Raw genomic sequence first — 20,744 nt, forward strand, 5'->3', positions numbered from 1 at the left:
GTGCGGACGGAGGCGGCCGGAGCCGCCGACGCGAACGGTGGCGCACGTCACACCTCCTCCCTGTCACGGGGAGCGGGCGGTCGGCATCTCGTGTTCAGCCCGACGCGACACCGCGTAGGAACACGAGTGAGGAAGAAACCATGGACGCCCGATTCGACCTGTTCGAGAACGAGCTCGCCGCCCGGTTCGCCAAGCGGTTCGCAGGCGCCGCCCTGGTGGTCCACGACTCCCCGCTGCCGAAGTCCACGCAGGAGCTGGTGTCGCTGCGCGCCAGCCAGATCAACGGCTGCGGCCACTGCGTCGACATGCACGTCAAGGAGGCCGCGGCGGCCGGGGAGAGCGCGGTCCGCCTCCACCTGGTCGCCGCCTGGCGCGAATCCACCGTGTTCACCGAGGCCGAGCGGGCGGCCCTGGCCCTCGCCGAGGAGGGCACCCGCCTCGCCGACGCCTCCCGGGGCGTCTCCGACGAGACGTGGGCCCTGGTCCGCAAGCACTACGACGACGACCAGACCGCCGCACTCGTCGTCCTGGTCGCCCTGATCAACGCGGCCAACCGCCTCGCGGTGATCACCCACCGGAAGGGCGGCTCGTACGAGGCGGGCATGTTCGCGGCGGCGGCCGGGAACTGACCGCCGCCGGGCCCGGCCCGGGATCAGCCGATCCGGGCCGGGCCCGGCTGCTCGGGGCCAAAGCGGCCCGAGCATGCCCGGACATCGGAGTCCCACCCTGTGCTCCGCCGCGGGAACGGGCTGGGTCAGGGGCGGACGACGGGGCCCGCGGCCGGGGCCTCCCGGGGGCCGTCGGCGGTCGCCGTCCGCCGGCGGTCGGCCTGCGACGCCGCGGAGCGGGGCAGCGCGGACGCGAGGAGGGTCCCGCGCAGGGCCGGCGCGCGCAGGGCGAGGGTCACCAGGGCGTAGCCCGCGAGTCCGCCGAGCGTGTTGGCGAGGAGGTCGTTGACGTCCACGGAGCGGCCGTTGTTCAGGACGATGTACGACAGCAGCTGGGCGGCTTCCACGGACAGGCTGGCCGCCGCCGTCATCAGGGTCGCCCGCGACGCCGAGGTGGCGCTCCCGGACAGCAGGGGCAGCAGGAAGCCGGCCGGCACCATCATGATGACGTTGGGGACCATGGTGATGTCCGCGGTGAGCAGCGGGACGAAGTTGATCTGGCCGATCCAGGGAGCCTGGTTGGCGTACTCGCCCCACGTCACGTTCAGCGGGAAGACCGTCAGGGACAGCACGGCGGCGACGTAGACGGCGGCGGCCAGCCGCAGCAGACCGCCGCGCTTGTCCCACACCCCGCGCCTCACCCGGACGACGGTGACGGCCGCGAACAGGACGAGCGCGGGGCCGAGAACGGGTGCGGAGTCCACCTGGAAGCGAATGTCCATGAGGGATGGTCCTTCGGTCGGGTCGAGCGGTGCTGACGTGCTTCAGCTTCCTTGCGGGCCGGGTCCGGCGGATCTCCCGAAGGATGCATTCCCCGGTGGACGGCTACGACTTTCGGCAGAGGGGGCCCGCCGTCGCGCGCGGCTAGGGTTCCCACCATGCTCAGACCACTGCGCGCGCCGGCCGCCGGCCGGTTCGCCGTCAGCGCCCTGCTGCTCTGCCTCCTCGGAGCGGCCCTGCTGATCGACGTCGACACCGGCGCCCTCGAGAGCCAGGGCACCGGGGTCGCGCTGTTCCTGTCGACGGCCGCGGCGGCGGCCGTCGCCTTCCCTGCCGTGGGGACCAAGCCGTCCCCCGCGGTGCTGGCGTGGGCGGCGTGCGGCGCGGCCCTGGTGTCGCTGGCCTGCTCGGCCGGGCTGCGCGTGGCGGCGAGCGGCGGTTCGGTCCTGGACCAGGCGTCCGACGCCTACACCCTGTTCGAGCCGATCGCCCTGATGGTGCTGCTGCACGTGACGGCGCGGCGGGGCTCCCCGGCCGGCACCGCCGTCGCCCTGCCGCTGCTGATGGCCGCCGTCGTCCTGCGTCCGCTGGTGATCGAGGTGGACGAGGGCAGCAGCATCGTCGCGCTGGTCCTGACGCTGGTGGCCGGCGGCGCCCTGGCCTCCGGCCTCACCGTCCGCCTGGTCGCCGTCTCCCGCCGGCAGCACGAGGAGCGGATCAGACTCGAACAGCGGCTGGGTTTCGCCCGCGACCTGCATGACTTCGTCGCCCACCACGTATCGGGCATCGTGCTCCAGGCGCAGGGCGCCCGTGCCGTCGCGGCCAGGAATCCCCAGGCGGTGGGCGATGCCCTGGAACTGATCGAGACCACCGGGGCGGAGGCGCTGACCGCCATGCGCCGGATGGTCGGCGCCCTGCGCGAGGACACCGTCCCGGACACCCGGGCACCGGGCACGGACGCCGTCCGCGCCCTCGTCGCCGACTGCCGGCTCCCCGGGGCCCGGGTCGGCCTCACCGAGACCGGCCCGGTCGACGGCCTCCCCGCGGACGCCGCCCACCTCGTGGAGCGCGTGGTCATGGAGGCGCTGACGAACGTCCGCAAGCACGCCCACGACTGCACCACCGCACATGTGCACCTGGACGTCTCCCGCCGCCGGGTGACCGCGCGGATCACCGACGACGGACGCCACCGTCCGTCCGACGGCACCGGCTACGGGCTGCGCGGCCTGCGCGAGGTCACCGTCGCCGCCGGGGGCACGCTGACCGCGGGTCCCGGTCCCGGGGCCGGCTGGCACGTCGTACTCGAACTCCCCCTCCCCCTGCGGCAGGTGCTCCGATGACCATCCGTGTCCTTCTCGCGGACGACCAGACGATCGTCCGCACCGGCATGGCCATGATCCTGTCGGCCGAGGACGACATCGAGGTCGTCGCCCAGGCCGCCGACGGGGTCGCCGCGATCCAGCAGGCCGACCTGCACCGCCCCGACGTCGTCCTCATGGACATCCGCATGCCGCGGCTGAACGGCATCGAGGCGCTGCGGCACCTGCACCGTCCCGGGGCCGCGCACACCCCGAAGGTCGTCATGGTGACGACCTTCGACGACGACGAGTACGTCCACCAGTCCCTGCACCACGGCGCCTGCGGCTTCCTCCTCAAGGACGCGGGTCCTCGTCTGCTGGCCGAGGCCGTCCGCTCCGCCGCCTCCGGCGAAGCCCTCATCAGCCCCTCCATCACCGTCCGCCTGCTCCGGCGGTTCGCCCGTCCCGCCGCCGCTGCCGCCCCGGTCCGTCCCTCGCCCCTGTCCGAGCGCGAGGCCGAGGTCACCGCCCTCGTCTCCCGCGGGCACACCAACGCGGAGGTCGCCGCCGCCCTGCACATCAGCGTGGGCACGGTGAAGACCCATCTCACCAACATCCAGGGCAAGCTCGGCGCCCGCAACCGGGTCGAGATAGCGGCCTGGGCCTGGGAATCAGGACTCACCCGCTGACCGAGCCGCACCCGACGGCCCTGGGGACGGGGCGGACCGGCACAGCCGTTCGGCGTCCCGCGGTCAGCCCGGGCGCCCGAGCGATCGGGGCGTCCGGCTCGTCGGCCTGCTCTGCGAGGAGTTCGGGAACCCGCCGGAACCGCCCGGAGGCGGCGTCGGACTCCTTCCGCCTCCACGCGGCGTGCCGTTCGGGTCGAGCGGGTCCCCGGCCCGCTCCCCTCGCCGGCCGTGGCCGGGGAGCCGCCCCGTCGTCTGCGGCGGAGCACGGGAGGTGATGCCCGACGTCGTACGGCCACCGGCCGGCAGGAGGCTCACCGGCCGCGGCGGCCGGCGTCTTCCGGAAGCCGCCGGACGATGCCCACACGTTCCGGACCACGGGACCGGAGCGGGCGGAACCGCCGGGCGGCCTCCCCCGGTCCTTCTCGTCCTTCTCGTCCTTCTCGTCCTTCTCGGCGGCGACGGCCGCGGCGGAGAGGAGCGTCGCACCCGTGGGGCTGCCCCGGAGGACGGCCGGACCGTGGACCGTGGGGGCGAGCGCGGTGATGACCGCCGGACTGTCGCCGGCACCCGCTTCGCAGGCGGCCGGCTCGTCGAGCGTCCCGAGCTCAGCGCGGCCTGAGTGCTCCGACCGACGCATGACTGCTCCCTGACTCCATGGTCCGACTCCCCTGCGGGCGCATACGCCCACGGACGCACGCACTGCCGCCCTGGGGTCTGATGTGGCCGCGCGAGGGTGCGTGACAGCCTCCGAGATGTCGCACTCGGTCCGCAAACAGGGAGCAGGCCTCATGACCACCAGCGCGTCGCCACCCACCCCTGCACGTCCTGTGACCGCTGCACCTGTCCCCCCGTGGGCACGGCGCGCGGCGGCCGCGGTCCTATGGACATCCATGCCGTCGGCACTGTGGCGGTTCGCCGTGGTGATCGGTGTTCCGCTGGGGCTCGCCGAGTCCGAGTACGACGCGATGCTCATTCCCGGCTGGGGATATCTCATCGTGCCGTTGCTGTCCGTGCTGCAGGAGGCGCTGGCCTTCCTGACGTGGGGACTGGTGCGGCCGTGGGGCGAGGTATGGCCGCGGTGGGTCCCGCGCCTGCGCGGACGCCGCATCCCCGTGCTCGCCGCGGTCATACCCGCGGCGCTGGGCGCACTCGCCTGCACGGTCTACGGGGTGCTCTTCGTGTGGACGACGCTGCACGCCGACATGGCGATCACGCCGTGGGGAGAGTGGGTGATGACCATCTGTTACGTGCCGATAGTGGCATGGGGACCGCTGTTGGCTGTCGTCACCGTGCACTACCACCGGCGCCGCACACGCCCTTGATCGCACGATCGGCTGCCTCACCCGGGTCGATCCACAGGTCCTGACGATCGCTCGGTCACGAGCATCGCCGCCCGCAACGACGTCGCAGCGGCGGCCGACGACGGCGCCGGGCTCTCGTACCCGAGCACCCGCCGCAATCCCCTGACGTCCCGTCGCCTGGGTTACGCGGAACAGCGCGGCCGCCGCTTCCTGCCGTCCCCGCGCGTCCTGGAACTCGGCTACGCGCGGCTGTCCCCCCTCGGTCTCGCCGACATCGCCCAGCCCCACCCGGACGAACTGGCCGGGCGGGTGAGGGAGTCTGCTTCCCCGGCGGTCCTCGACGGCAACGAGGTCCACCACCTGGCCCGGGCCGCCGCCCCGCAGATCACCAGTGCCCGGCACGCGCCTGCCCGCGTACGCCGCCTCCATGGGCCGGGGCCTGCGCGCGGACCTGCCCGAGGCGGACCGGCGGGGACGCGTCGACGCCTCGCGCCCTCAGGCCCTGACCCCGCACACGCTCACCTCGCCCGACGCACTCGGCACCGGGCTGGACCGGGTCGCCCACGAGGAACACGCCCTGGTCGAGCAGGAGTCGGAGGCGGGACTGCGCTCGCTTGCCGTACCGGTCCGTGACCGGGAGGGGCGGGCCGTCGCAGCCGTGAACATCGCCCTGCACGCCGCCCCGAACCGCCCGAGCACACCCGGGACGCCCTCCTTCCCGCACTGCGCGCCTGCGCGGCCCGCATCGGTCGGACCTGGCGGCCGCGTTCGCCGAGGGCCCCGCACAGCCGGGCTGACCGCCTCAGGGAGGCCGAACACCCGCGCAAGGGCCCGCATTCACGTCGTGCGGTCCGTCCTCGCGTCGGCCGCCGGTTCGGTCGTGACGAGGACGCCGGACCGTGACGTCCCGGAGCCGTACAGGATCTCCCGGGCCACGGGCTGCCGCACGGCGAGCCGGTCGGCGGGCGAGACGGGCACCGCGTTCCGATGCCGGCCGCAACGGCGCCGAATCCTTTTCCGCATCCGCCGCCTCTTATCCGTGAACCGGCCGAGCGGGCCGGCGGACACCAGGAGGAACCGAGCATGACGATCGCGATCATTGCCGCGGCCGGTGTACTACTGATCTGCATGTGCGGCGTGACGTTGCTCAAGCGGAGGAACCGGCGCCGTGGCTGACCAGCGCCGGTCACGACGGCGGATCGCCGGACACGAGCAGGGCACATGAGCCGGAGCTCCCCTTGGCCCGACAAGCGACTGATCAAAGCCGCCCAGGACGGCGACATCACCTCGCTGACCGCTGTGATCATGGAATCGCAGCCCCACGTGCGCAGGTTCGCGATGTCGCTGTGCGCCACACCGCAGGACGCCGAGGACGCTGCTCAGGAAGCGCTGATCATCCTCTACCGGAAGATCGGCACGCTCCGCGCATCCGGCGCCCTGGCCTCCTGGATGTTCCGCATCGTGCGCAACGAATGCCTGCGGCACCTACGACTGCTCGCCTCCGCCTCTGCCTCCGCCTCCGTCCCCGAAGAGGCCGGCAGCGAGGCGGCGCCCTCAGCGGAGGCCTCGGTGCTGCGGCGGCTGGACGCCGAGCGGGTCGCCGTCGCGGTCAGTGCCCTCCCCCGCGACCAACGGCAAGTGCTGGTCATGAGGGACGTCCAGGGGTATCCGGGCCGTCTCGTAGCCCAGTCGCTCGGCCTGAGCAATGCGGCCATGAAATCGAGGCTCCACCGGGCCCGGGCCGCCCTGCGGCAGGCCCTGTCGACCGGTGAGGCAGCCGAAGGAGAGGTACGACCATGAAGACCGCCGTAACCGGCGAGCCCGTCCGTGCGGAAGCGGACTTCGCGAGCGCCTCCGTCCCAGAGCACCTGCTGCGCGGTGCGCTGGGCTTCGGCCTGATCATCGGCTCGATCGCCCTGGTGCCCTTCGCCGGCTCCGTCACCCTGCTGGCCGCACCCCTGGGCCTGATCGCCCTCCGCGGCTGCCCGGCCTGCTGGGTGATCGGCCTGACGCAGACCTTCTCCCGCGGCCGTCTGAAACGCAGTTGCACGGACGGTGTCTGCACCCTGACGAAGGCGGGCGGCACCGCCTCGACGTGAACCACCTGCCCGGCAGTCCCCGGGAGGCATCAGCGGCGGGCGGGTTCTGCGCCTCACACACCACGACGTCGGAGTGGCCGCGCACCCAGTGAAGTGGTGTGACTTCCAGTACCGAGGCGCGGGCCTCGACATGGGCGATGGTTCGCCGCGCCGCCGACTCGGCTCTCCGCGCGGCGATCCGTCCGTCGGCGGTGAGCGCCAGACGCGCCGGAGCAGTGCGGGACGGCATTCCGTACACCGCGGACGCCCGGTCGGCCTCCCGCTGGCACCAGCGCTTCAGCACCTGCGCCGTGGCCGGTGTCCCGCCACCGACAGCGGCGACGACTTCCCTGATGCAGGGCGGTGGTTCGCCTTCTCCCGTCCTCAACAGGGCCGACAGCAGCGGTGCGCCCTCCCCGCCGGTCCGTTCCACGGCGATGAGCAGGCCGACCCGGTCCTGCGGGGAGGGCTCCCAGCAGGTCACCGCCGGCCGTGCAGCACAGCGCCTCCCAGGTGGGCCTGGTCCGGAAGCGTGCGGCGTTGATCAGTGCTTCCCTCAGCGCACGGACCTGGTCGTCGCGCGACCTCGGCGCCGCCGCGGCGCCTGCCGCGTCGAGAGGTCGCGGACCGGAGGCGCGGCGCCGCACATCGGCTCCTGGCCCCCGCAGCTCTTCGGGAGTCATGGCGCATGCCTGGAGTGGCACCCATTCGGTGCTGTTCTGGGGGTCCTCCGCCCGGAGACGGACGTGCCGGACCGCACCGTGCGTCTCGAAGCGGAAACGAAGCAGATACCCGTACTCGTCGCACAGTTCTTCCACGGTTCCCGGTTCCACGGTGCTCGGCCCGAGGACCCAGTCGAGGGTGGCCGCCTCACACGTCACCCGATCACACGTACCGGCCCACTCGGCATGGGAGATCTTGCTGAACTGGAAACGTACGTGCTGCTGCCCGCCGTTCCCGGCACGGAAGTCGACGGCGTCGCCGGGTCCGGAGCCGAGATCGCGTGAGGTGGCACGTCCTTTGATCCCGAGTCCGCCGGTCCAGGCGGCGAGGTCGTCCTTGATGAAGAGGTGGTCGGCGCTGTTGGCGCCCGTGGCCGTGCGGTGGCAGGAGGTGGGGGGCCTGTGTGCGAAGTGGCAGACCTTGTCCCGGTACAGGCGGTCGGAGAGCTCGTTGCCACAGCCGCCAAGCTGAATTCCGCACCAGTACGTGGAGGAACGGTGACCGCGGCGTCACCGCAGCAGTTCGTCGGCGTCCGTCGGCAGGGTGATCGCGCGTCCCGAGTTCGGGCTCCCGATCGCCGCGGTCTGCACGAGTCTGCTGTCCGCACCACTCACTTCGTCCGCGTGCAATTGCGCGACCGTCAGCTGCTGGAACTTGGCCATCGCCTTGTGGACGCGGGCGCGGGCCGCCCGGTCCAGCCGGTCGACGCCCTCCCAGACCGTGTTGGTGATCGCGATCTGCGGCATGCTCCCCACCCTCGTCGGCGTCGACCCACGGTACTGCTGTTGACTGAGTTCACGAAAGGCATGGTGATCGTCGCGCATGATGCCGCACATCGCGTGGGCGCCCTGAATACGGGAGTGGAGCATGGCTCTGGAGCTGTCGGTCGATTACCTTCGGTCCGCCCGGTGATCCGCTGGACGAAGTGTTGGCACGGATCCAGCCCGGCTTCGTACCGAGCCCCGAGGACGTCAGCCTCCTTTTCGAGGCCGCCCGCACGGTTCAGCGCGCGTTCGAGGAAGTTGAGCGGGCGAACACCGTTCTGGACGAGGTCTCCGACCTCGGTGAGCAGATCGAGGCGGCGTTGGAGGACGGCTGGGGCCGACGGGCGCGGGCGGAGATTCCCGTCCTGCTGAGCGCTCTGCGTGCCCAGGCGGCGCGCGTCGAGCGGTCCGAAGCGGTGCGCACGGTCGCCAACCGCATCCTCGGCAACGACGACGGGGACGAGCCCGAGTCCCTCGATCCCGTCCCCGCCCTCACTTCCGACCTCCTGCCCTGGGTGCCTTCGGTCCACGACGACGAGGAGGAACCCGGCAGCAGCCTCGCCGACCTGTGGGAGCGCCAGGAGCGGCTCGAGCGGGTTCAGGACCGGGAACGCGTGGAGCGCGTCGCCGCCCACCTCGCCTCCCTCGCGGAGATGGTCGTCGACCGCTCCTTCACCGGCACCCGGTTCACCCGAGCAGCGCTGGACGAGATGGACCGCGCCTACGCCTTGTGGTGTTCGTGCCTTGACAAGGCATGAGGGAAGACTTCGCGCTCCTTCACTTCACGCAGGCGGATCCTCGGCCTTCGGATCGCCGGCCCCGCCGTGCGGCGTCGTGGAATGCTCTGGCCGTCCTCGAAAGGCGGCTCCCTTCGCGGTCCGCGATTCGACGCGCTCCACGATGCGGTCGATGACGCGTTGGGGGTCCTTCCACTTCATCGCCAGCCGGTCGTGGTCCATTCCGTGTTCCGAGACGATGTCCCGCAGTTGTTCGAGGTCGAGTTCGCCCAGGCGCGAACGGAGTCCCGCCTCGCCGGACTCGGTGAACACCGTGAACGGCTCGATCACTCCCGGTGCTCGCCGGCTCCGCCTCGGGCGTTCGGCCGGGCGGGGTGTGGTCTGCGGTCCGGAAGGGGCGAGGACCTTGCCCAGCGCCCGGGCGAAGCGTGGCGTGCGTGCGGCTTCGGACGCCACCACACCGAGGACGCGCGCGAGGGTCGCCGCGAGCTCCGGGTCGGACGCACTGAGCTTGATCAGGGCTTCTTCGGTCTCCTGCACCTGGGTGTGCAGGGGGCTGTGGCCGTCGAGCCGAGTGTCACTCTGCTCGGTCACGCCTTCTCCTCGACCAACTCGATGAACTCCTTCGTCATGGCACGGAAGGCATCGAATCCGCCCTGGTACCCGTACTTCTGCCGCAGGGTACCGCGACCGACGAACTCCGCCGAACCGGCGATGTCGTTCTTCTCGGGGATGAAGGTCGGAAGTACGGCGGGGAGTTTCTTGTCGCCCTGAAGCCGCCTGACGGTGTTCCAGTGGACCGTCGAGTTCGCCTTGTACTTCGTGATGACGATGCCGATTTCGTTGATGTTCTCCCCGAGGCTGTCGGCGAAAGCCTGCACACGCCGCTGGATCTGAGGGATGCCGTAGGTGGACAGGACGTCGGGAATCGTCGGAATGATGTATCCCTCGGAGATGCGCAGGCCGTTCAGCGTGACGATGCCGAGGTTGGGAGGGCAGTCGACCAGTACGTAGTCGTAGTCATCGATGATCTTGCGGATCGCCTTGCGCAGAAGATCAGTGGGGTTGTTGGAGTGAAAACGCCCCCTGGGCATGGACGCCAGGCGGTCCTGGACATCGATGAGGTCCAGCGAGGAAGGCAGGAGGTCCACCTGCGTCACCGCGTCCACTGAAGAGACATTGCGTTGAAGTGTCTTCTCCAGATCGAACTCCAGAGGCTCGTCCTCAGGCCGGAGAGCGTCTTTGAACAAGGTCGCCAGGGTGCACCCGTCGTCGTTGAGCTCCTCCCACTTCTCCTCCCCGATCGCCCCGCGCGTCGGTGACCTCGATCCGGAGGGTGGCGGACGTCAGAGTGAGGGCGAGGCGCGCGTTCCTGCCCCGCACCCGGCCGTGCCGGACGGCGTTCGCGGTCAGTTCCGCGATGAGGAGGGACGCCGTGACCTCGCTGTTGTCGTCGGTGCGGGTCTCCGACCGCTCCTGCTGTGCGGCGAGCCAGCGCTCGGCGGCGTGGCGTGCGGTGTGCGCACCGTGTGCCGTGGTGGGGAACAGGATGCGGAAGTGCCCTGCGACGACGATCGGTTCACCGGGTGCGGTGACGGTTTCCTGGTTCACCTCACCGACGGTGACCGAGTCGCCCTACCGTGGGAAGCATCGCGGACGGTACGCAGGGTGACTGTCCCGGTGCCGACGGTCTGGTGTACGGGCATGACATGGCCGGTTCGCCCTCATCCCGTGGACGTCGACGAGGGGGGTGTGGGGAGGGGGCTGATGCCGGGTTCGAAGTGGTCGCGGAGGTAGATGCGGGTGCGCTTCGGCGTGTACTCGTGTGCGTACAGGCTGACACACAGCTCGTCGGAGGAGCTGTACACACCGGAGACGTCGGGCTTCTCGGTGGCTTTGGCGGAGCCGGGGCAGACGTAGCCGTAGCGCATGCCGTCCTTGAACGTCTCGGGTTCCGGGAGTCCGAAGTGCGCGAAGTCGTGGGGAGTGACGTCGGCCGGTGGGGAGGTCGGTTCGAGCCACATGCCCTCCGGGGGATGCTCCTCCAGATAAGCCTCCGCCTCCGCCTTGGTCAGGGTGAAGGTGAGGAGACCCGTGTCGAAGCGGGAGGTGACCTCGTACGCGGCTTGCGGGGACTGGGCCGTGGCCGGGATGTCGAGGCCCATCCGCTCACTCATCCACTCCGGCGTGATCCCCTCGGCCCACCGCGCATCCGCCGCCGCCTTCTCCAGGCGGTCACCGGATCCGGCATCGTCCGGTCCGTTGAGGAGCCACCCCGCCGCCACGGTGCCCGAGAGGACCAGCACACCCGCGGCCACGCCGGCGACGAGCCATGGGCGGTGACCACCGCCGCCGCCTTCGGTACCGCTTGCGCCTTCCTCGGGTGCCCGGTAGGGATTCGCGTCGCTCATCGGCCGTCCGCCCTCCCCGTCGGCATGCCGGTCGCACGGTCCTGTTGTTGTTCACGGCCGGGGTTCAAGCGTCCGTCCCTGCTGTCGTCGGGACCCGGTAGCGGGTCGCCGTTGGGTTTCGAGGAGCCGAGGTCGTAGTGGTGGACGCTGCTGCTGCCCGCCATGTCGAACTCCTGGGCGAAGCCGACCCGGTGCAGCTTGGCCATCTGCCCGTCGGGAATCTCCAGCGGGCCGACGTTGACGCCCTTGCCCTCGTCCCAGTTGTACCGGTCCCAGACGTTCGCCTGGTAGTCGACCCCGATCCTGGGGTTGCCGTTCGCGTCCGGAACAGCGGTCACCACACCGGTGACGTTGGTGTTGGCGCCACCCACAGCGTAGAACCAGTTGGAGTTGTCCTCCTGCGCGAAGTAGAAGCCCTCGGGATGCTTCACCTCGACCGGGAAGGCGACCGGTTTCCCGCCGTTCTCCCTGAACTCCTCGAGGGCCTGCCTGCGCCAGTCGTTCTGGTTCAGCCGAACCGTCTCGTCGACGTACGCCTTGAAGGAGGGGACGTCCGCCATCATCTTGTCCACGGGCAGGTTCATGGGACTGCCGCTGTTTCCCAGATAGTGGGCCATGTGGCGGGACGCGTCCGTCATGCCCTGCCAGTCGGCGCCCTCCGTCAGCAGTTCCATCTTCTGCTTGGTGGCCCACTCGTCGAAGCCCGGCGACTCGGACCCGTGCTTCCCCGAGCCGGCGTCCGCCGCGATCTGCGGCATGGTGGGGCTCAGGATACCCGCCGCCATCAGATCGTCCTTCTGCGCCAGCCAGAGCTGCGCCCGCGCCCCCGGGCTCAGAGACTCCCACAGGCGCCGCAGTTCGGCCCGCTGCTCCGGGTTCGCGTCCCCGCCGAGCCCGGCCAGTTCCTCCGCGCGCGGCAGCTGCTCCTCGTCGAGGGACGTGTACGTGGCGTGGCCCGCGTTGTGCGGGTCGCTGCCGTGGCTCTTGCGCAGCGCGCGCACTGCCGCCGCGTCGACCTCGGCGGCGTGCTGGACGAGCCCCGTGAGGGTGTCCGCGTACCACTGCATGCGGTCCTTGGCCCGCTGGTCGGGGCCCTCGGGGGTGCATAGGGCTTCTGTGACGCGGACCGTCCCGTCCGGTCCGTCGAGGACGAGGAGCCCCGGGTCCGGCGGAGTGCGGTCCGGGTCACCCTTACGCGCATCGTCCGTGAGGGCCCGCGCCCGCTTCTGACAGTACGTCAGCTCGTTGTGTGCGTCGGTCAGGACGTTGGCGACGCTCTCGGCCTCCGCCTGCAGATCCGCGAACTCCTTGGCCGTCTTGCGCACGAACTCCTTGGTCACGCCGGCGTTGACGCCCTTCCAGCGGGCTCCGTCGGACTTCTTCGTCAGGCCGTCCCGCACATCGGTCGCGAGGTCGGCCAGTTCGCCGGCCATCGTCACCCAGTCGGAAGCGGCCGTCCCCAGCTTGGCGAGGTCCAGGGCCATGAGGTCCGAGTACGAGAAACCACCCATCGCACTTCCTACTTGAAGTAGTCGTTCAGCACCGAGACGGGCAACGTCCCCGTACGGCTGCGAACCTCGGCGGCTATCTTGGCGTCCTCCCGCGCATACAGCTTCTTGCTGTAGTCGAGGTGGTTGGAGATGTGCGCGCAGGCCTGCAGGACGTGCTTCACCTGCGAGGTCCAGACCTCGACGGTCGACTCCAGTTCCGGACCGAGCCCGAGATCGTGGCTCTTGAGCTCGGCGGCCGCCCGCATGGTGGAGCCGGATCCGTTCTTGTCCGCGCCCACCCCGGCGATGTCCGCTCGCTTCTTCAGCTCACCGTGGAGGACGAACGCCTCGTGACCGACGGCCCCGAGATCGTCCTGGTACACCACGAGATCCAGGTCGCCGGCGCCTCCCGGTCCGGTCTGGTTCAGCTGCATCCGGGCGGCCTGGCCCTCCGATGCCGCAGCCTTGGACCTCTCCCACTCTTCCCAGACCACTTCGATCCCCCGTCCTTCGCCCTACCGCGGCGGGCTCCACTGCAGCCGTCAGCCGCCGCTCGCACAAACTTATCAACTCCCTTCACCTGCTCGGTGATTGGTTTTACCTCGCTTCTGACCGGCCCTGTTGCGCCGTGAGCCGACATCCGGCGGCATAGCGTGCGGTGTGCGCGCCAGGCACCACGGCGGGGAACAGGGTGCGGAAGTGGCCCGTGAGAGCGGTCGGTTCACCAGGTGCGGTGACGGTTCCCTGGTTCACCCCACCGGGGGTGACGGAATCGTCCTACCGTGAGGAGCACCACGACGGTACGCAGGGTGACTGTCCTGGTGCGGACGGTTCGGTGTACGGGCGTGACGTGGCCGGTTCACCCTTCTCCCGTTGACGTCGACAGGAGCGGCGCGGGGAGAGGGCTGATACAGGGTTCGAAATGGGCGCGGAGGTGGATGCGGGTGCGCTTCGGCGTGTACTCGTGTGCGTACGGTCGAGGGCGTCCTCCGAGGTGAAGCCCTATGGCCTCCGTCGGAGCCCGGCGGCTCGGACCCGTGCTTCCCCGAGCCGGCGTCCGCCGCGATCTGCGGCACGGCAGCTCAGGATGCCTGCCGCCATCAGTCCGCCGGCCCCGGACGCACGACCGGTCCGGGGCCGGGCCCGGGCGACGGCTCCTTCCCCGTACCGGAACGGTCGAGCCGTGTCTCCCCGTCGTCCCTGGTCGGCACCCTCCGCGAATTCGGCGGGAGCGGGCATGTCCCAGGCCCCGGCCCGCTCACGGCCGAAGCGGCCTCAGCGCGCCCAGCCGTTGCAGCTCCACGATGTGCTCCGCGGCCCGGCGCGGCGCTTCGCCGCCGTTCACCAGCACCCCCGCCTCGATGTTGCGGTGGGCCGCGGACTCGGTCAGGTTGGCGCTGCCCAGGAACAGCGTGCGGCGGTCGGCCACCGCGAGCTTGGCGTGCTGACGCGAGTGCGGGTGGCCGCCCGGGTCGCGGGCCCAGTGCCACAGGCTCACCCCGGGAACGGGGACGAACGCCTCGGCCGGTTCCCGGCCCTTGAGGAGTCCCCTCGCGCCGGCCAGCGTCTCGACCACGACGTGGATCCTCACGCCCCGCCCGGCAGCCGCCGTGAGCGCCCGGGTCAGAGCCGGATACGGGCGGGCCGCGTAGGTCATGGCCAGCAGTTCGTCCCGGGCCTCGTCGATGACGTCGACCAGCACCTGGGCGGTCGCCCGCACCGGCACGCCCGGTGTCGAGGGGCCGCTCCACACGGTGCGGACCCGCACCCTGTCCCGGGTGCTCAGCATGGCCGCGACATACCCCCGTACATAGGCGGCCGCCTCGGCGAACGGGACCGAGTCCTCCTCCATCGCGTCGTACAGGCCCGCGACGACCGCGTCGGCCCCCGGCGCGGTCAGTTCGGCCAGGGCCCGCTCCTTGGTTCCCCGCCGCGCCAGCAGACCGACGAGGTCCTTGCTCCGGGACAGGCCGAGGACCGCCACGGCGGACTCCGCGGCGGTCTCGAACGCGCGCCGGCTCACGGCAGCAGGCCGACCGGCGTCAGTACCTGTCCCTCGTCCCCGGAGAGCGGGACGAGGAAGCGGCGGTCGAGGAACCGGTTGGCGCGCTCGCACGTGGTCTCGGAGACGAAGAGGCAGACGTGGCAGGCCGCCCCGTGGAGGTAGTCGCCCGGATCGTGGGGCAGCCGCTCCGAACAGAGCGGATCGGCCGAGCAGTGCCCGGCGTCGGCCAGGGCCCGGCGGACGATCCGGCCGAACTCGCGCTCCTCGGCCAGGGAGACCAGGCCGCCGAGGGTGCCCTCGGAGTCCGGGACGGCGGTGTAGATCAGGATCCCCGTCCTCGGGCTCTGTTCGTCTCCGGCGTAGATCCGCTCGGCCAGGGAGGCCGAGCTGTAACCGCACTCCAGGGCGATGGTGCGGATCAGCAGGTGGGAGAGGGTGTGCAGGGCGATGTAGCGGGCACCGGGCCAGCCGTGGAAGGGGTCGAAGTCGCTCGTCTTGCGATCCGACTTCCGGTTGGAGCGGAACCGGCCGTAGGCCTCCCGGTGCGCCTCCATCTGCGGCGACTTCTCCATGCGCGCCACCCATTCCGCCATGAGGTCGTCCCGCACGCGCAGGAAGATCCCCTCTCCGCGGACCTCGCTGGCCGGCACCCAGTTCCGCGTGCCCCGCGACAGGTCCACGCGGGTGGCGATCTCCGGGGACTCGGGATCGGGGGCGTCGAGGCGGGTGAAGCCGATCAGGGCGCGCGCCTCGCGCAGCCGCTCGACCTGGCGGACGTCCGAGAAGAGTTCGTCCAGCGGGGCCGGGGCGGTGACCGGCCTGAGGGCGAAGTCGTCACTGGGCGGGGGGACCGGGCCGGACAGGGCGTCCCACTCGGGGCGGAAGAGGTCGGCCTGGACGTCGGGGGCGGAGGGAGCCGGTCCGTCGATTCCCTGTTTGCGGGCCGTGATCGCCGTGAAGACGGCGTCCGCGTCGAACTCCTTGAGGAACCCGAACTGGGGCAGACGCGTCATGAAGGCGAGCTCGCCGCGGTCCTCGACCTTCTCGAGCTCCGGCCAGTGGTCGTCGAGCAGCTTGTCGATGTCGCCGCCCTGCCCCTTGGGCAGCGCGAGGGCGCTGAGGGTGAGCGGGAACCACTGGTTGGAGGCGCCCGCGACCATCAGCACCGCGTCGCGGTCGCAGCCGTTCGGCTCGTAGGTGCCCAGATGGGGGTGGCGACCGCGGCATCGGGGCAGGTGACGGCGCCCGCGTTCGCCCATGGCCTCGCGGATGTTGCGCTTCGCGCCGCAGGCGACGCATTCGATGGTGACGTTGGCGGCCTGGTTGCCGCCGTGGTCCTTCATGCGCAGCTTGGGGCGCGGAATCTTTCCGCAGGCCTGCCCGTGGTGGACGAACGGGGTGTAGGGGAACTCGTCGAGGTGGCCTGCCGTGCACACGAGGGTGAATCGGGCGGCCACGGCGAGCGGCTTGCCCCGCTTGCAGTCGTGGACGAACTTCGCCTCGTGCGGCGTGCGCGGATTGGCGTTGAGGAAGGCGAACTCGCCGGAGTCGACGGCGGCGAGGACGTTGCAGGCGGTGCAGCGCAGCCACTGCGGGAACGGGGCGACGGGCACGCCGACCCCCTGCGCCGCCCACCCCTTGGGATCCGTGTCCGCGCCCTCCAGCCAGGGGGCCGCACGCAACTGCTCGATCTGCCCGCGCCCGTAGCGCTGGAGCGAGCGGTTGACGGCGGCGCGCAGCCGGGGTTCGTCGATGTCGTAGCCGGTGATGCCGGAGTAGCTCCAGGCGTCGAGTCCCCTGACCAGGACGGAGAAGTTCGGCAGGTCGACGAGGGAGCCGACGCCGGCGGTGAACATCAGGTGGCTGGGGCGGACCGCTCCGACCCTGCGGTTGCTCCACGTGGTCATCGCTGTGCCCTCCTGGGGGTGTCCGCGCCGGTGGTTCCGTACTCGTCGCTGTCCACGGTGGCCGCAAGGTCGGGGTCGGTCCCGGCGTCCGTGCCGACCGCTCCGAAGTTCCAGTCCGGGCCGCCGCCCGAGGAGTCCTCGAGGAAGGCCCCGCCCCCGGGCAGCAGGAGGTTGATCTCGTTCTCCGTCTCGCGCATCGACATGCCGACGGTCAGCTCGGTCCAGCGGGACCCGTCCGCCCGTCGGAGCAGCCCGTTCACGACGGTGGTCTTGTGCTTCTCCTTGCGGTAGCCGAGGGCCGCGCTGTTCTCGTCCCGCTTGCGGCGCCACTCGTCCTTCAGCCGGTCCAGCCGTTCGCTCAGGTACTGGCGGGGGAGGTCGCCCCCCACCCGTTCCGCGCGTTCCAGCAGCCGGCGTTCGACGTCCCGGGCGAGGGGGCCGTCCAGGTCCACCTGGTGGGCGTCCAGGTTGCGCGAGGTGTCGTGGGCCGCGTGGCGCAGCGCCGCCACGTAGGTGGCGGCGACGCCCCGGTCGAGGGCGCGGCGGGTGAACGGGGTGACGGAGAGGGCCTCGACCTGGCGGTAGAAGGTGGCGTGGTAGTGCTCGAAGTCCTCGTAGTGGGCGAGGTCCCGGGGACGCGACCAGTTGTAGAGGGTCACGACGAGACCGGGGCGCGAGGCGTCACGGCCGACGCGCGAGGACGCCTGGATGTACTCGGCGGTGTTCTTGGGCTGGCCGACGACCAGCATCAGGCCGAACCGGGAGACGTCGACGCCCACCTGGAGCATGGAGGTGGCCAGGACGACGTCCACCGCCTGCCGGGCGATCGGTGTCATGGCGGCACGGGGCTCCCGCTTCTCCTTCACGGCGGCCGCGTACTCCCGCAGGAAGGCGCGGCGCCGCACGGAGGTGTCCCGCTCGGGGTCGAACCCGGTCTCCAGACGCTTGAGGGCGGCGCCGATGTCGGAGGAGGAGATGCGCGAGGTCAGTTCCTGGATGCCGAGCATGCCGGTCCGGCTCACGATGCGGTCGGCCAGCGTGTCCCGGCCCCGGCGGCTGCCGTTGGAACGCACCCGGGTCGTGATGTCGTCGTCCATGTACCGGCGCATGCCCGCGAGTTCGCGCGTCGCGTTGAAGTAACCGACCAGGGTCATGTACGGGTCGGCCGGCTTGCCGTAGTCGTCGAAGAGCTGCTGTGCGGCCAGGAGCAGGATCTCGGCGACCCGGATCTCGGCGGCCTTGAGGCGGGTGCCGTGCGCGCACACCCCCAGGTAGCGCCGGCCGGGGTCGGTACGGCTCAGCTCGACCTGGCGGGAGAAGAACGTGTCCCCGACGTCGAGCACCTGGGGCGGGAAGACGGCGACCTTGCGCCCGAAGACGCCCAGCACCTGTTCGGCGGCCCGCTTGGTCGTCGCCGTCGAGGCGACGATCTTGGGGCCGGTCTCGTGGCGCCGCCCCTGGGCGTCGGTGACGCTCCAGGTGCACAGCTGGTCGACGGCGGACTCGAAGAGGCCGACGGTGGTGCCGAGGGCACCGGAGATCAGGTGCAGCTCGTCCTGGATGATCAGGTCCGGGGGCCGCAGCCGCGTCACCGGTTGCGCGGTGACGCCGGGCAGGTCTCCCCTGGCGTTGTGGCGGCTCCCGCAGCCGGTCTTGGCGTCGAGGTCGTCGTGGCGGTAGCCGTGGCGCGGGCACAGTTCGGTGACCCTGCCGAACAGCAGGCCGGCGTATCCGTTCCAGGGCAGCTGGGCGAACTTGTCCACGGTGGCGATCAGCAGGGAGGGCGCGAGCCGGTAGATCTCCTCGTCGACCGTGAGCACCGGGACGCCCTCGCCGGGCGATTCGCGCCGGGAGAAGGGGCAGCGGTCCTCGCCCTCCCCGCGCGGGCAGTACAGCAGGACGCGGCGCCGCGCTTCGTCGTACTCCATGTGGGAGCGAGCCGTCAGTCCGCTTCCGCACCACGGGCAGGTGAGGACCTGGAGGACGCGGGCGTGCTTGTCGCTGGCGCTCTCCTTGGCCTCGGCGATCTGGTCCTTGGCCTCGTCGAACCAGTTGGGTGAGACGGAGGTTCCCACCCACAGGCCGATGCGGAACGGGGTGGCGCCCCAGCGGGTGTCCCGTGCGAACTCCTCGCGGCGCAGTACCTCACAGGCGCTGACCAGGGCGGCGGCGCGCTGGAACTGCTGGGCGGTCAGCAGGCGCAGGGTGTAGCGCATGAGGACGCCGACGCCCGCCTCGCCGCTGCGCGCCTGTGCGCCCGAGCCGATCGTGCCCTGCAGGCGGCGCAGCGCGAAGGTGTAGGCGGCGAGGCCGAGGTAGGCCTCCGTCTTGCCGCCACCGGTCGGGAAGAACAGCAGGTCGACGAGTGCCTCGCGGCCGGTGCCGCGGTGGGGGTGCCCGGGCCGGCCGAGGGAGTCGAGGTTGAGCAGGACGAAGGCGAGCTGGAAGGGGCGCCAGCTCGCCGCCGCCTTGCCCTTGGCGTGGATCTCGTCGTACGCCTCGCGGTAGGAGGCGCGGTCGTCCTCGCGTCCGGCGCGGGCCGCGGCGATCGCGGTGTTGCGGCGCTGGAGCGCCATGGCCCGGTTGGCGAACCGGAAGGCCTCCAGGGCGGTGTCGTCGGCCACGAGCCGGTCGATGCCGAGAGTGATGCGGTCGCAGACGTCCAGTGCCTGGTCGACGGCGACGTCGGCCGACGCGCGCAGGTCGTCGGGGAGCGAGCGCGCCTTGCGGCGCTGCTCGTCGAGCCAGGTGCCGTAGCCGTCGGCGAGCGGGGCGAGGGCCGCGCTCAGTTCGGCCCGGCGGGCGGGCACCGCGAGGGCCGCGAGTTCGTCCATGCCGAGTTCGAGCCCGCGGAGCAGTTCCTGCTCCTGAACGGTCGGCGCGGTGGTGGCCCGGACGTCGTACTCCGGCAGCCAGGTGGTGGTGAGGCGGTGCGCGTTGCGTTCACCGTCCCGCACCTGGGCGTGCACGGCGACGTTGCGGCCCTTGGCGTGGCTGAGGCTGTCCCGGTAGAGGAGCCGGAGCCTGCGTTCCTCGGCGTCCTCCGCGCCGTTGCCGCGGTGGGCGGGGTCGAGCGGGTCGTCGACCGGGAGGAAGACCGCCGCCTGGTCGTCCGGGAAGGCGGTGACGTCGATCTCCGTCTGGAAGAGCCAGTGGGCGTCGCGCGCCTCGCGGCTGTCCTGCTGCCGGTTCACCAGGGCCAGTTCGACGACGCGGAGGTCCTCGGTCCCGGCCCGGCCGGTGTGCCGGCGCACCTGCACGTCGAGGACGGCCGCTCCCCCTTCGAGGGCGACGATCCGGTCCGCCAGGTCCGTCACGTCGATGTCCACCGGGTGCTCGACGGGCTCGCGCGACCAGACCCTGCGGGTCGTGCCGCGGTCGGTGGCCTCCTCCGACTGCGTGTAGCGTCCCCAGCGGACGGTGACGCTGAGTGTGCCGACGGAGGCGGGAACGGTGAAGGACAGCCCCATGGAGGAGGCCCAGATGTGGCCTGCGGCCTGCGGGGTCAGCCGGTCCTGCAGCTCGGTGTCGTCCCCCTCCTGCTCGTCGCCCGACTCCCCGTCCGCGCTCTGGGCGGCCACGAGCGCGATCCGGTCGGCGGTGACGTCCTGGGGCCGCGGACCGAGCATGCCCACGAGGTACCGGTCGCGCGGCCCGGACGAGGCGCTCGGCAGGGTCTCGGTCTCTCCGTCCCAGGGCCCCAGCAGATCGCGGCGTATGTAGGTCACGAGTCCGTCGCGCACCTCGTACGAGTCCCCGGCACGGAACGTCTGGGGCACGTCGTCGAGCGGGTGCGGGACAGCGGCCTGGGCGGGCTGGGCCGGCATGCGAGGGGTCCTTCCGGACGGATCCGATGGAGCACGGACGGGAACCGTACGTGCGGCAGCACACAAAGAATAGACCGTTGACACAGTTCACACAACGATTATTGGATGCTCCTTCGCTCCGACTCG

20 protein-coding genes and 1 pseudogene are annotated in these 20,744 nt (G+C 71.4%); 9 read left to right on the top strand and 12 right to left on the bottom strand.

What is annotated here, in order from left to right:
• Positions 1-140: 140 nt before the first annotated feature.
• Positions 141-629, top strand: a complete 489-nt coding sequence (locus ACZ8ZB_RS03465) for a carboxymuconolactone decarboxylase family protein (protein WP_470736238.1) — start codon at positions 141-143, stop codon at positions 627-629.
• 125 nt (positions 630-754) lie between these two features.
• On the opposite strand, the gene ACZ8ZB_RS03470 is transcribed toward ACZ8ZB_RS03465, so the two are convergent.
• Positions 755-1,390: a VanZ family protein gene (locus ACZ8ZB_RS03470; protein ID WP_470736239.1), complete on the bottom strand. Its 636-nt coding sequence runs from the start codon at positions 1,388-1,390 to the stop codon at positions 755-757.
• A 156-nt stretch (positions 1,391-1,546) separates the two neighbouring features.
• Between ACZ8ZB_RS03470 and ACZ8ZB_RS03475 the strand changes: the two genes are divergently transcribed.
• From ACZ8ZB_RS03475 to ACZ8ZB_RS03490, 4 genes and pseudogenes are all read left to right on the top strand, one after another.
• Positions 1,547-2,728: a sensor histidine kinase gene (locus tag ACZ8ZB_RS03475; protein WP_470736240.1), complete on the top strand. Its 1,182-nt coding sequence runs from the start codon at positions 1,547-1,549 to the stop codon at positions 2,726-2,728.
• The gene (locus ACZ8ZB_RS03480; RefSeq protein WP_470736241.1) at positions 2,725-3,375 is read left to right on the top strand and encodes a response regulator transcription factor; all 651 of its coding nucleotides are present in this window, start codon (positions 2,725-2,727) and stop codon (positions 3,373-3,375) included. The genes ACZ8ZB_RS03475 and ACZ8ZB_RS03480 overlap by 4 nt, the downstream gene beginning before the upstream one ends.
• Positions 3,376-4,265: 890 nt before the next feature.
• Positions 4,266-4,697: a hypothetical protein gene (locus ACZ8ZB_RS03485; protein WP_470736242.1), complete on the top strand. Its 432-nt coding sequence runs from the start codon at positions 4,266-4,268 to the stop codon at positions 4,695-4,697.
• Positions 4,698-5,067: 370 nt separating this feature from the next.
• Positions 5,068-5,343 (top strand): annotated as a pseudogene (locus tag ACZ8ZB_RS03490) (IclR family transcriptional regulator domain-containing protein); the annotation flags it as partial.
• A 170-nt stretch (positions 5,344-5,513) separates the two neighbouring features.
• Here ACZ8ZB_RS03490 and ACZ8ZB_RS03495 read toward each other — a convergent pair.
• Entirely contained in the window at positions 5,514-5,654 is a 141-nt protein-coding gene (locus ACZ8ZB_RS03495; RefSeq protein ID WP_470741656.1) for a hypothetical protein, read from the bottom strand.
• Positions 5,655-5,897: 243 nt separating this feature from the next.
• On the opposite strand from ACZ8ZB_RS03495, the gene ACZ8ZB_RS03500 reads away from it, so the two are divergent.
• The 3 genes from ACZ8ZB_RS03500 to ACZ8ZB_RS03510 all read left to right on the top strand — a co-directional run bounded on the left by ACZ8ZB_RS03500 (position 5,898) and on the right by ACZ8ZB_RS03510 (position 7,761).
• Positions 5,898-6,476: an RNA polymerase sigma factor gene (locus ACZ8ZB_RS03500; protein WP_470736243.1), complete on the top strand. Its 579-nt coding sequence runs from the start codon at positions 5,898-5,900 to the stop codon at positions 6,474-6,476.
• On the top strand, positions 6,473-6,775 hold the full coding sequence (locus tag ACZ8ZB_RS03505) for a hypothetical protein (RefSeq protein WP_470736244.1): 303 nt from the start codon (positions 6,473-6,475) through the stop codon (positions 6,773-6,775). Before ACZ8ZB_RS03500 ends, ACZ8ZB_RS03505 begins: the two co-directional genes overlap by 4 nt.
• Before the next feature lie 725 nt (positions 6,776-7,500).
• On the top strand, positions 7,501-7,761 hold the full coding sequence (locus ACZ8ZB_RS03510; protein ID WP_470736245.1) for a hypothetical protein: 261 nt from the start codon (positions 7,501-7,503) through the stop codon (positions 7,759-7,761).
• Between the two features lie 225 nt (positions 7,762-7,986).
• Here ACZ8ZB_RS03510 and ACZ8ZB_RS03515 read toward each other — a convergent pair whose 3' ends face one another.
• Positions 7,987-8,223, bottom strand: a complete 237-nt coding sequence (locus ACZ8ZB_RS03515) for a hypothetical protein (protein ID WP_470736246.1) — start codon at positions 8,221-8,223, stop codon at positions 7,987-7,989.
• Positions 8,224-8,405: 182 nt separating this feature from the next.
• On the opposite strand from ACZ8ZB_RS03515, the gene ACZ8ZB_RS03520 reads away from it, so the two are divergent.
• Complete coding sequence (locus ACZ8ZB_RS03520) at positions 8,406-8,999, top strand: hypothetical protein (protein WP_470736247.1); 594 nt, start codon at positions 8,406-8,408, stop codon at positions 8,997-8,999.
• Between the two features lie 24 nt (positions 9,000-9,023).
• On the opposite strand, the gene ACZ8ZB_RS03525 is transcribed toward ACZ8ZB_RS03520, so the two are convergent.
• The 9 genes from ACZ8ZB_RS03525 to drmA all read right to left on the bottom strand — a co-directional run bounded on the left by ACZ8ZB_RS03525 (position 9,024) and on the right by drmA (position 20,618).
• A complete protein-coding gene (locus ACZ8ZB_RS03525; RefSeq protein ID WP_470736248.1) occupies positions 9,024-9,572 on the bottom strand; it encodes a hypothetical protein in 549 nt (182 codons plus the stop codon).
• A complete protein-coding gene (locus tag ACZ8ZB_RS03530; RefSeq protein WP_470736249.1) occupies positions 9,569-10,228 on the bottom strand; it encodes a ParA family protein in 660 nt (219 codons plus the stop codon). The genes ACZ8ZB_RS03525 and ACZ8ZB_RS03530 overlap by 4 nt, the downstream gene beginning before the upstream one ends.
• Positions 10,203-10,589 carry a hypothetical protein gene (locus ACZ8ZB_RS03535; RefSeq protein ID WP_470736250.1) on the bottom strand — a complete coding sequence of 129 codons (387 nt, stop codon included), beginning with the start codon at positions 10,587-10,589 and terminating at the stop codon, positions 10,203-10,205. The genes ACZ8ZB_RS03530 and ACZ8ZB_RS03535 overlap by 26 nt, the downstream gene beginning before the upstream one ends.
• A gap of 113 nt (positions 10,590-10,702) precedes the next feature.
• Complete coding sequence (locus ACZ8ZB_RS03540) at positions 10,703-11,389, bottom strand: hypothetical protein (RefSeq protein WP_470736251.1); 687 nt, start codon at positions 11,387-11,389, stop codon at positions 10,703-10,705.
• Positions 11,386-12,900: a hypothetical protein gene (locus ACZ8ZB_RS03545; RefSeq protein ID WP_470736252.1), complete on the bottom strand. Its 1,515-nt coding sequence runs from the start codon at positions 12,898-12,900 to the stop codon at positions 11,386-11,388. Before ACZ8ZB_RS03545 ends, ACZ8ZB_RS03540 begins: the two co-directional genes overlap by 4 nt.
• Before the next feature lie 8 nt (positions 12,901-12,908).
• Positions 12,909-13,373: a hypothetical protein gene (locus tag ACZ8ZB_RS03550; RefSeq protein ID WP_470736253.1), complete on the bottom strand. Its 465-nt coding sequence runs from the start codon at positions 13,371-13,373 to the stop codon at positions 12,909-12,911.
• Positions 13,374-14,137: 764 nt separating this feature from the next.
• Positions 14,138-14,902 (bottom strand): DISARM system phospholipase D-like protein DrmC, encoded by a 765-nt coding sequence (gene drmC / locus ACZ8ZB_RS03555; RefSeq protein WP_470736254.1) that lies wholly within the window; start codon positions 14,900-14,902, stop codon positions 14,138-14,140.
• Positions 14,899-16,791, bottom strand: a complete 1,893-nt coding sequence (drmB, locus tag ACZ8ZB_RS03560) for a DrmB family protein (protein ID WP_470736255.1) — start codon at positions 16,789-16,791, stop codon at positions 14,899-14,901. Before drmB ends, drmC begins: the two co-directional genes overlap by 4 nt.
• Positions 16,788-20,618, bottom strand: a complete 3,831-nt coding sequence (drmA, locus tag ACZ8ZB_RS03565; protein WP_470736256.1) for a DISARM system helicase DrmA — start codon at positions 20,616-20,618, stop codon at positions 16,788-16,790. The genes drmB and drmA overlap by 4 nt, the downstream gene beginning before the upstream one ends.
• Positions 20,619-20,744: the final 126 nt, after the last annotated feature.

The organism is Streptomyces sp. 12E, assembly GCF_055633275.1.